Source organism: Quadrisphaera sp. DVD1 (assembly GCF_058932755.1).
In genome coordinates this window covers 1-9717 of record NZ_JBZYWI010000118.1, presented here as the reverse complement: position 1 = coordinate 9717, position 9717 = coordinate 1, and the positions used below count along the sequence as shown (strand labels likewise).

At 76.0% G+C, this 9717-nt stretch carries 12 protein-coding genes and 1 pseudogene; 9 read left to right on the top strand and 4 right to left on the bottom strand.

What is annotated here, in order from left to right:
- The 3 genes from AC5FZL_RS12720 to AC5FZL_RS12710 form a co-directional block, all read left to right on the top strand.
- The coding region (locus AC5FZL_RS12720) for an efflux RND transporter permease subunit (RefSeq protein ID WP_493619158.1) at positions 1–1602 on the top strand (1602 nt) is incomplete at its 5' end.
- Positions 1603–1609: 7 nt separating this feature from the next.
- Positions 1610–2089, top strand: coding sequence for an SsrA-binding protein SmpB (smpB, locus tag AC5FZL_RS12715; RefSeq protein ID WP_493619156.1), 480 nt, complete (start codon positions 1610–1612; stop codon positions 2087–2089).
- The gene (locus AC5FZL_RS12710; RefSeq protein WP_493619154.1) at positions 2086–2571 is read left to right on the top strand and encodes a GNAT family N-acetyltransferase; all 486 of its coding nucleotides are present in this window, start codon (positions 2086–2088) and stop codon (positions 2569–2571) included. The genes smpB and AC5FZL_RS12710 overlap by 4 nt, the downstream gene beginning before the upstream one ends.
- Here the strand turns inward: AC5FZL_RS12710 and AC5FZL_RS12705 are convergent.
- Entirely contained in the window at positions 2514–3086 is a 573-nt protein-coding gene (locus AC5FZL_RS12705) for a hypothetical protein (RefSeq protein WP_493619153.1), read from the bottom strand. The two genes, AC5FZL_RS12710 and AC5FZL_RS12705, sit on opposite strands and share 58 nt — an antisense overlap.
- 82 nt (positions 3087–3168) lie before the next feature.
- On the opposite strand from AC5FZL_RS12705, the gene AC5FZL_RS12700 reads away from it, so the two are divergent.
- Both AC5FZL_RS12700 and AC5FZL_RS12695 read left to right on the top strand, forming a co-directional pair.
- A complete protein-coding gene (locus AC5FZL_RS12700) occupies positions 3169–3630 on the top strand; it encodes a MarR family winged helix-turn-helix transcriptional regulator (RefSeq protein WP_493619151.1) in 462 nt (153 codons plus the stop codon).
- A 178-nt stretch (positions 3631–3808) separates the two neighbouring features.
- Complete coding sequence (locus AC5FZL_RS12695) at positions 3809–4828, top strand: iron-siderophore ABC transporter substrate-binding protein (protein ID WP_493619149.1); 1020 nt, start codon at positions 3809–3811, stop codon at positions 4826–4828.
- On the opposite strand, the gene AC5FZL_RS12690 is transcribed toward AC5FZL_RS12695, so the two are convergent.
- The 3 genes from AC5FZL_RS12690 to AC5FZL_RS12680 are packed head-to-tail and all read right to left on the bottom strand — an operon-like array spanning position 4795 to position 6777.
- Positions 4795–5859, bottom strand: a complete 1065-nt coding sequence (locus tag AC5FZL_RS12690) for an iron-containing redox enzyme family protein (RefSeq protein ID WP_493619147.1) — start codon at positions 5857–5859, stop codon at positions 4795–4797. The genes AC5FZL_RS12695 and AC5FZL_RS12690 overlap by 34 nt on opposite strands.
- On the bottom strand, positions 5856–6065 hold the full coding sequence (locus tag AC5FZL_RS12685) for a CDGSH iron-sulfur domain-containing protein (protein ID WP_493619161.1): 210 nt from the start codon (positions 6063–6065) through the stop codon (positions 5856–5858). The genes AC5FZL_RS12690 and AC5FZL_RS12685 overlap by 4 nt, the downstream gene beginning before the upstream one ends.
- Before the next feature lie 4 nt (positions 6066–6069).
- Positions 6070–6777, bottom strand: coding sequence for a HemK2/MTQ2 family protein methyltransferase (locus AC5FZL_RS12680; protein WP_493619160.1), 708 nt, complete (start codon positions 6775–6777; stop codon positions 6070–6072).
- Between the two features lie 150 nt (positions 6778–6927).
- Between AC5FZL_RS12680 and AC5FZL_RS12675 the strand changes: the two genes are divergently transcribed.
- From AC5FZL_RS12675 to AC5FZL_RS12660, 4 genes and pseudogenes are all read left to right on the top strand, one after another.
- Positions 6928–7230, top strand: coding sequence for an urease subunit gamma (locus AC5FZL_RS12675; protein ID WP_493619145.1), 303 nt, complete (start codon positions 6928–6930; stop codon positions 7228–7230).
- A gap of 20 nt (positions 7231–7250) precedes the next feature.
- The gene (locus tag AC5FZL_RS12670; RefSeq protein WP_493619143.1) at positions 7251–7745 is read left to right on the top strand and encodes an urease subunit beta; all 495 of its coding nucleotides are present in this window, start codon (positions 7251–7253) and stop codon (positions 7743–7745) included.
- Between the two features lie 2 nt (positions 7746–7747).
- Positions 7748–9478, top strand: a complete 1731-nt coding sequence (locus AC5FZL_RS12665; protein ID WP_493619141.1) for an urease subunit alpha — start codon at positions 7748–7750, stop codon at positions 9476–9478.
- A 7-nt stretch (positions 9479–9485) separates the two neighbouring features.
- Positions 9486–9717, top strand: a pseudogene (locus tag AC5FZL_RS12660) (urease accessory protein); the annotation flags it as partial.

Sequence of the window (9717 nt, the reverse complement as noted above, 5' to 3'; positions counted from 1 at the left end):
TACCTGCCGGTGCTGCGCCGCGCCCTGCGCCACCCGGCGCTCACCCTGCTCGCGGCGGTGCTCGTGCTGGTCGGCACGGGCGGCCTGGCGACCCAGCTGAAGACCGACTTCCTCGGCAGCAGCGGCCAGAACACCCTGACCATCACCCAGGAGCTGCCGCCGGGCACCGACCTGGCCACCACCGACGCCGCCGCGCGGCGCGTGGAGGCGCTGCTCGACGAGGTCCCCGAGGTGGAGACCTCCCAGCTGACCATCGGCAGCGGCGACGCCGCCACGGCCGCCTTCGCCGGCGCCGGAGCGGCGAGCACCGCGACGTTCTCGGTGACCCTGGGCCTGGAGGACGACGCCACCGCGGTCCAGGAGCGGCTGCGCGCCGAGGTCGAGGACCTCGCCGGCCAGGACGGCGCCGGGCTGGGCACCATCACCGTCTCCGCCGGCGCCGCGGGCTTCGGCTCCAGCGGCGTCGCGGTCTCCGTCACGGCCGCCGACGAGCAGGTGCTGCAGGAGGCGACCGCCGCCGTCCGCGATCTCGTCGAGGACACCGCCGGCACGCAGGACGTCACCGACGACCTGGCCGCGGCCCTCCCCACCCTGCAGGTGGTGGTCGACCGCGAGGCCGCCGCGGCGGCGGGCCTGAGCGAGGCCGCGGTCGGCCAGGCCGTGGCCGCGCGCGTCCAGGGCTCGACCGTGGGGCGGGTGCAGACCACCACCGGCCCCAGCGACGTCGTGCTGAGGCTCGGCGCCGCACCGGCCGACGCCGAGGCGCTGCGCGTCCTGCCGCTCGTGGGCGCCCGCGGCGCCGTGCCGCTCGGGGCGGTGGCCAGCGTCGAGGAGGTCGCCCAGCCGACGTCCATCACCCGCACCGACGGCCAGCGCAGCGCGACCGTCTCGGCGGCGCTCGGGGACACCGACCTGGGCACCGTGACCGCCGACCTGACCGCGGGCCTGGCCGACCTCGACCTGCCCGCCGGCGCCGAGGCCACCATCGGCGGCGTCAGCGCCGACCAGGAGGAGGCCTTCGGCCAGCTCGGCCTCGCCCTGCTGGCGGCCATCGCCATCGTCTACGTGATCATGGTGGCCACCTTCAAGAGCCTCGTGCAGCCGCTCGTGCTGCTCGTCTCGGTGCCGTTCGCGGCCACCGGCGCCCTGGCGGCGCTCGTCGTCACCGGCACCCCGCTGGGCCTCGCGGCGCTCATCGGGGCGCTGATGCTCGTCGGCGTCGTCGTCACCAACGCCATCGTGCTCATCGACCTGGTGAACCAGCACCGGCGCGCCGGAGAGGACCTCGTGCCGGCCGTCGTCGAGGGCGCACGCCACCGCCTGCGGCCGATCCTCATGACGGCGCTGGCCACGATGCTCGCCCTCACCCCGATGGCGCTGGGCCTGACCGGCGGCGGCGCGTTCATCTCGCAGCCGCTCGCCCTCGTCGTGATCGGCGGCCTGTTCAGCTCCACGCTGCTGACGCTGGTGCTCGTGCCGGTCCTCTACCTGCTCGTCGAGCGGGCCGCCGCCCGCCTGCACCGGACCCCGCACCCGGAGCGCGCGGCGGCCCCTGGGCCCGAGCACGCGCCGGAGTCCTTCGAGGAGCCCGCCGCGCGATGATGGAGGGGTGACCGACCCCCGCGCTCCCCGCGTGGTGGCCCGCCACAAGCGGGCCGCGCACGACTACGAGCTGAGCGACACCTACGAGGCCGGGATCGTCCTGACCGGCACCGAGGTGAAGTCGCTGCGCGAGGGGCGCGCGTCGCTGACCGACGGCTGGGTCGGGCTCGAGGGCGGGGAGGCGTGGCTGCACGGCGTCCACATCCCCGAGTACGCCCAGGGCACCTGGACCAACCACTCCGCGCGCCGCCCCCGCAAGCTGCTGCTGCGGGCGGCCCAGCTGGAGCGGATCGAGCACCGCCTGCACGAGGGCGGCTGGACGATGGTGCCGCTCTCGCTGTACTTCTCCGGCCCCTGGGCCAAGGTCGAGGTGGCCGTGGCGCGGGGCAAGCGCGTGCACGACAAGCGCCAGGCGCTGCGCGAGCGCCAGGACGCCCGCGACGCCGACCGCGTCATCGCCGCCCACCGCCGCCGGCACGCCCGGTGAGCGGCGGGGCGGAGGCGGTCGCGCGCCGGGCGCGGGTCGAGGACGCCGGGGCGCTGGTGCGCCTGCGGGCGCTGATGTTCCAGGGCATGGGCGTCGACCCGGGCCCGCCCGACGCGCCCTGGCGCGCGGCCGCCCTGGCCTGGTTCGCCCAGCGGCTGGCCGACCGGAGCGCCTTCGCGGCCTTCGTCGTCGAGGAGCCCGGCGCCGGCGTGGTCAGCTGCGCGGTCGGCGTGGTCGAGGTGCACGCGCCCGGCCCCGGCAGCCCGAGCGGAGCGCACGGCCGCCTGTCCAGCGTGAGCACCGAGCCGCGGTCCCGGGGCCGCGGCCACGCCCGCGCCTGCGTGACCGCGCTGCTGGGCTGGTTCGACGAGGCGACCGACGTCGCGGTCGTGGACCTCTTCGCCACCCCCGACGGCGCGGAGCTCTACCGCTCCCTCGGGTTCGACGCGCCCCGCCACCCGGCGCTGCAGCGCCGGGTCTGACCGGGTGCGTCCCTCGCTCGGAGCCGGTCGAGGCCGACGGCGAGCAGGAGCAGCGGAACGGCGAGGTAGGCCACGAGGCCCGCGGCGCGCTTCGCTGCGGTGGCGGCCCCGCCGAGGTGTGCGGGCAGGTCCCCGACGGCGGGCCACGTCGACAGGATGTTCCAGACGGCCGCGTTCTCGCCGTAGTCGAGCACGGTCATCGCGACCGCGGGGACCAGCAGGAGGCGCCACCTCCGGCCGGGCAGGCGCCGGACCAGCAGGGCCGAGAGGAGCAGCAGGGCCAGGCCGCAGAGCAGCGGGTGCACGAGGTCGAGCAGCTCCAGCCGGAGGTAGGCCGCGCGTCCCTCGGTGCCGCAGGCCGCGACCAGGTCGCGCGCATCCGCGGCGGTCCACCGGCCGCGCACGTCCAGGGCGCTCCGCCCGCGGCAGGCCCGGGAGACCGCGCCGGTCAGGCCGGGCCAGCCGAACATGGCCAGTGCGCTGGCCCCGAAGAGGACCCAGACAGCTACGACCACCCTGCCACGGCTCATCGCACGCCACGCCTCCACCACGACCTCCAGTGATACGATCTCGCACTACTTGCTCGTGGGGGAGATAGTGCGAGATCGCATCAGTTCTGTCAAGCGCGACGACCCGTCGAACGTGCTCTTCGACACCTGGCTCACGGCCCGCGCCGCCATCGCGCTGCTGGACAGCGCACTGGCCGGCAGTGGTCTGGACGCCGAGGACTTCGCCGTCTACTCCGTGCTGCGCCAGGCCGGCGAGATCACCCCCGGCGAGCTCGCCCGGTGGATGTCCGCCCCGGCGACGACGGTCTCCAGCCACGTCAAGCGGCTGGTCGCGCGCGGGCACGTCCGGCAGGTCCCGCACCCGGAGGACCGCCGGTCGTACCGCATCACGCTCACCGACGCGGGCCGGCACGCCCACGCCACGGCGGGCCAGCACTTCCAGTCCGCCCTGGCCGCTGTCGAGGCCGCCCTCCCCCGGCCCGCCGGCGACGTGCAGGAGGCGCTGCAGGACCTGCGCGCCGCGATCGGCGCGGCCGCCCAGCGGGCGTGACACCCACGGAGGGCGGGTGCCGAGGGGTGGTCGCGGCGCAGGCCGCCCGTCGCTCCAGCCGGCCCTGCGCACTTCGACGCCGGGTGGGCGCCGGCCGGTCCGCGATGACCGGGAGATCATCTATGGTGAGGCTGTCCTAACTTCGGCGCCGCCTCCGCGCCCCGTCCCTGGAGCTCCCATGCCCCGTGCGTCCGTCCGGACCACCCTCGCCACCGCTGTCGTCGCCGCGCTCGCCCTGGCCGGCTGCGGCTCCTCCGACACCAGCGGAGAGCCTGCCGCCACCGGCTCGTCCGCGGCCCTCGACGGCGCGTTCCCCGTGACGATCGAGCACGCGCTCGGCACCACGACGATCGAGGAGGAACCGGTCGACGTCGTCACGTGGGGCTTCGGCAGCACCGACGCCGCCCTCGCGCTGGGCGTCGTCCCCGTCGCCATGCCCTTCCAGGAGTACGCCGGCGACGAGCAGGGCGTGCTGCCGTGGATCGCCGAGGCGCTCGACGGGCTCGGCGCGCAGACCCCGACCGTCCTGCCGAACACGCAGGAGGTGCCCTTCGAGGCGATCGCCGCGGCCGACCCGGACGTCATCCTCGCCAACTACTCGGGCCTGACCGCCGAGGAGTACGCGCTGCTCACCGAGATCGCCCCGACCGTCGCCTACCCGGACCAGCCGTGGGCGACGCCGTGGCGCGACGTCGTGACCACCGTCGGGCAGGCCCTGGGGAAGGCGGAGGAGGCCCAGGCCCTCGTCGACGAGACCGACGCCACGATCGCCGAGGCCGCCGCGGCGCACCCGGAGCTGGCCGGGAAGAGCGTCGCCGCGGTGTGGGACACCGCCGGGACCTTCTACGTGTACGAGGAGGCCGACCCGCGGGTGGAGTTCCTCACCGACCTGGGCCTGGAGGTGGCGCCCAGCGTGAACGAGCTGTCGACCGGGGAGTCGACCTTCTTCTACACGCTCAGCTACGAGCAGCTCGACGAGCTGAGCAGCGACGTGCTGCTGCTCTACAGCACCACCCAGGAGGAGGCCGACGCGTTCCTCTCGGCGCCGTACGCCCAGGCCATGCCGCAGGTGCGCGACGGGCGCGTCGCCTCGGTGGTCGGCGCACAGCTGATCAGCGCCGTCTCCCCGCCGACCGTGCTCTCGCTGACCTGGGGGCTGGACGACTACCTCGAGGCGCTGTCGGCCGCCGTCGCCTGAGCCGCCGCTGGTGCGCCGGCCGCCTCGGGCAGCGGGCGCACCAGCGCGGAGCGGCCCTCGCGCCAGGCCGCGAGGAGGTGCTGGGACAGCCGCTCGTCGAGCGCCGTGGCGGCCTGCATCCCGAAGACCACGTCCGCGGCCATGGCCGGGTCGGCGGCCACCAGCGGCGCGATGATCCCGTGCCGCACCACCTGCTCGTGGACGGCGTCCGCCTCGACGTGCTCGGCGTAGAAGCCCTCCGTGGCGGGGCCGGCCTGCAGGCGCTGGGCGGCGCGCACGAGCCGCTCGGAGCCGGGCGAGGAGGTGAGCTCGACGACGGCGAACTGGCCCACCAGCGCCCCCCGCAGGGCGCGGTGGAGCCCGCACAGCGACATGAGGTTGACCTCCGCGAGCACCGCGGCCGGCGCGGCGTCGAGGTAGGCGCCGTAGGCGTCGCTCAGCCCCAGCTCGAGCATCATGTCGGCGAAGAGGCGCGCGTGCATGCGCTCCCCGCGCCCGGCCCCGTACTCGTCGTGCTCCACGGACACGAGCGCGGCCTTGGCCTCGCCCTCCAGCCGGGGGATGACCCAGGCCTGCGGGTCGGCCTCCTTGAGGTGGTAGAGCGAGCGCATCGCGATGTACTCGCGCAGCTGCCACGACTCGCCCCGCTTGCGCAGGTGCGCCGAGACGCCCTCGGCGTCCACGTGCTCGACGAGCAGGGCCTCGATCTCGCCGGCGAGGTCGTCCCCGCCGGCCACCGCCGCGCGCAGGGCCGCGAGGAAGACGCGTTCCATCCGCTGGCGCAGGGCGAGCAGCGCCGGGTCCCACTCGAGGTCGTCCGGCACCCCGGCGAAGCCGCGGTAGTGGAGCTCGTAGCAGGTGTACAGGGCGAGCTGGAGGTCCTCGCCCAGCGCGTCGGCGCCCTCGACGTCGACCGCGGGCACCGGCGCGCCGGCCAGCGCGGCCAGGACCGCCTGCGACAGCGGCCCGCGGGCCTGCGGCAGCGGCGGCGCCGCGGGCGGTGCCGCAGCGGGCTGGGTGCTGGTGGTCATGGGGCCTCCTCGCCGGAGCCGCCGGTGCCGCGGACGCGCCGCCGGTGGCTGGTGTCGCAGAACGGGTAGCGCTTGCTGTTGCCGCACACGCACAGGGCCGTCACCGGCCGCTCGGACAGCGCGCGGCGACCGTCGGGCAGGACGACCTCGACCGGGCCCTCGACGAGCACCGGGCCGTCGGCCGTGACGACGACGCGGTGCGGCATCGCCTCAGGCGGCACAGCAGTCCTCGTCCTCGTCCCGCACGGCGCCCGCGGCCTCCGCGGTCTGCGGCAGGCGCGCCTCGATGACGACGAGCTCCTCGAGGGCCTGGCCCGGGGCGATGCGGCCCTGGGCCTCCAGCAGCGGGGCGCGGCGGCGCATCACCGGGCCGAACGGCACGTGCGAGCGGGCGACGACGGCGGCCTGCAGGCCAGCGTCGACGAGCATCGAGACCGTGAGGTCGGGGTCGGCGACCTCGGACTGGGTGAGCACGACCGAGCCGCCGGGCGCGAGCACGTCGCGCACCCCGGCGCAGATCCGGTCCAGCAGCGCGCGGCCGTCGGTGCCGGCGTCCCAGCTGCGGGCGATCCGGTGGCGCGGCAGCACGTCGTCCGCGGCCGGCACGTAGGGCGGGTTGGCGAGGACGACGTCGAAGCGCTGCCCGGACACCGGCGCGAAGAGGTCGCCCTGCACGACCCTCACCCGCTGGCGGTTGAGCAGCGCGTTGGCGCGGGCGGTCAGCACCGAGCGGGCCGAGAGGTCCACGGCCGTCACGGAGGCCGCGCCGGCCGCGGCGGCGGCGATGGCGATCGCGCCGCCCCCGGTGCACACGTCGAGCACGCGGCGGCCCGCGACCAGCCCGTGGCCCTCCACGACGTCGACGAGCAGGTGGGTGTCTCCCTGGGCGGGGTAGGTCCCGGGCAGGCGCAGCAGCATCACAGGGGCATCCTCTCCGGAGGTCGGCGCGCACGCGCGCCCACCCCGTCGACCTGCGCCCGCGCTCCCCCGCTGGCCCCCCGCGTGGGCTAGCGTCCGAGCCAGAGCGCCGCCGTCCCCCCGACGCCGGCCGGGCCGGAGGAGGAGCGCGTGCTGCTGAGCCCCCACGAGCAGGAGCGGCTGATGCTCTCCTACGCCGCCGACCTGGCGCGCCGGCGCCGCGAGCGGGGGCTGCGCCTGAACCACCCGGAGTCCGTCGCCGTGATCGCCTCCCACCTGCTCGAGGGGGCCCGCGACGGGCGCACCGTGGCCGAGCTCATGGCGTCGGGGCGCGAGGTGCTGACCCGCCAGGACGTCATGGACGGCGTCCCGGAGATGCTGGAGGACGTGCAGGTGGAGGCCACCTTCCCCGACGGGACCAAGCTCGTCACCGTCCACCACCCGATCCCGTGAGCGGGCCCGTGGACCAGCCCGTGGACCAGCCCGCAGCCCGCGGCGTCGTGCCCGGCGAGCTGCTGCTGGCCGCCGAGCCGGTGACCACCGCCGCCGGCGCCGAGCGCACCCGGCTGCGCGTGGTCAACACCGGCGACCGCCCCGTGCAGGTGGGCTCGCACTTCCACTTCGCGCAGGCGAACCCGGCGCTGTCCTTCGACCGCACCGCCGCGCACGGGCAGCGCCTGGACGTCGCGGCCGGCACCGCGGTCCGCTTCGAGCCGGGCATCGCCCGCGAGGTCGACCTCGTGCCGATCGGCGGGGGCCGCGTCGTGCCCGGCCTCACCGTGCCCGCGCCCGGGCGCCTCGACGGGCTGGCCACCGGCGCCGCGCAGCCCGAGCCGGGCCAGCTGGGTGGCCGGGAGGCGCCCGCGTCCGGGAGGACGCACGCCGACGAGGACGCCGACCAGGACGCCGACCCGCCGCCCGCCGCACCGGGCGGCTTCGGGCGCGGCGACGAGGGGAACGAGGACTGACCGTGGAGCTCTCCCGCGAGCGCTACGCCGCGCTGTTCGGCCCGACCGTCGGCGACCGCATCCGCCTGGCCGACACCGACCTGCTCATCGAGGTCACCGCCGACCTGAGCGGGGGGCCGGGCCGCTCCGGCGACGAGGCCGTCTTCGGCGGCGGCAAGGTCATCCGCGAGTCGATGGGCCAGGCCCGCGCGACCCGCGCCGAGGGCACCCCCGACACGGTGATCACCGGAGCGGTCGTGCTCGACCACTGGGGCGTCGTCAAGGCCGACGTCGGCATCCGCGACGGCCGGGTCGTGGCCCTGGGCAAGGCCGGCAACCCCGAGACGATGGACGGCGTCCACCCCGACCTCGTGATCGGGCCGTCGACCGAGGTGATCGCGGGCAACGGGCGGATCCTCACCGCGGGCGCGATCGACTGCCACGTCCACTTCATCTGCCCGCAGATCGTGCCCGAGGCCCTCGGCGGCGGGATCACCACGCTCGTCGGCGGGGGCACCGGCCCCGCCGAGGGTTCCAAGGCCACCACGGTCACGCCCGGCTCCTGGCACCTGGCCCGGATGCTCGAGGCGATGGACGGCCTGCCGGTCAACGTCGCGCTGCTCGGCAAGGGCAACACCGTCTCGGCGGCGGCGCTGGAGGAGCAGCTGCGCGCGGGCGCCTCCGGCCTGAAGCTGCACGAGGACTGGGGCTCGACCCCCGCGGTGATCGACGCCGCGCTGCGCGCCGCCGACGCCTACGGCGTCCAGGTGGCCCTGCACTCCGACACCCTCAACGAGGCGGGGTTCGTCGAGGACACCCTCTCGGCGATCGCGGGGCGGGGCATCCACGCGTACCACACCGAGGGCGCCGGGGGCGGTCACGCGCCGGACATCATCACCGTCGCCGGCCAGCCGCACGTGCTGCCCAGCTCGACCAACCCCACGCGCCCGCACACGGTGAACACCATCGACGAGCACCTCGACATGCTCATGGTCTGCCACCACCTCAACCCCTCGATCCCCGAGGACCTGGCCTTCGCCGAGAGCCGGATCCGGCCCTCGACGATCGCCGCGGAGGACGTGCTCCACGACCTCGGCGCGATCTCGATGATCGGCTCGGACAGCCAGGCGATGGGCCGGATCGGCGAGGTGGTGCTGCGCACCTGGCAGACCGCCCACGCCATGAAGCGGCGCCGCGGGGCGCTGGCGGGCGACCCCTCCGGTCCGGGCGGCAACGACAACCTGCGCGCCCGCCGGTACGTGGCCAAGTACACGATCGCCCCGGCGATCGCCCACGGGCTCGACGACGAGGTCGGCTCGGTCGAGCCCGGCAAGCTCGCCGACCTCGTGCTCTGGGAGCCGAAGTTCTTCGGCGTGCGCCCGCACGCCGTGCTCAAGGGCGGGATGATCGCCTGGGCGGCCATGGGCGACGCCAACGCCTCCATCCCCACCCCCCAGCCGGTGCTCCCGCGCCCGATGTTCGGCGCCTCCCCCGTGGTGGCGGCCGCGACGTCGGTGCACTTCGTGGCGCCGCTGGCGATCGAGGACGGCCTCGCCGACCGGCTCGCGGTGAACCGGCGCCTCGCCCCGGTCAAGGACGTGCGGCGACTGACCAAGGCGGACATGCCCAACAACGACGCCCTGCCGCGGATCGAGGTCGACCCCGACACCTTCACCGTCCGGATCGACGGCGAGGTCGTCGAGGAGGCTCCCGCCACCGAGCTGCCGATGGCGCAGCGGTACTTCCTCTTCTGAGCGGTCGATGTCCCTCGCCGCGCTGCTCGCCCTCGCCGACTCCCGCCTGCCCGCGGGCGGGCACGCCCACTCCGCCGGCGCCGAGCAGGCGGTGAAGGACGGGTACGTCCGCGACGAGGCGTCCCTGGCCACGCTGCTGCGCCGCCGCCTGCTCACCACCGGCACCGTGGCGGCCCACCTGGCCGCCGCCGCCTGCGCGGCGGCGGCCCCCCTCCGCCCCTCCGCCCACCCCTCCGTGG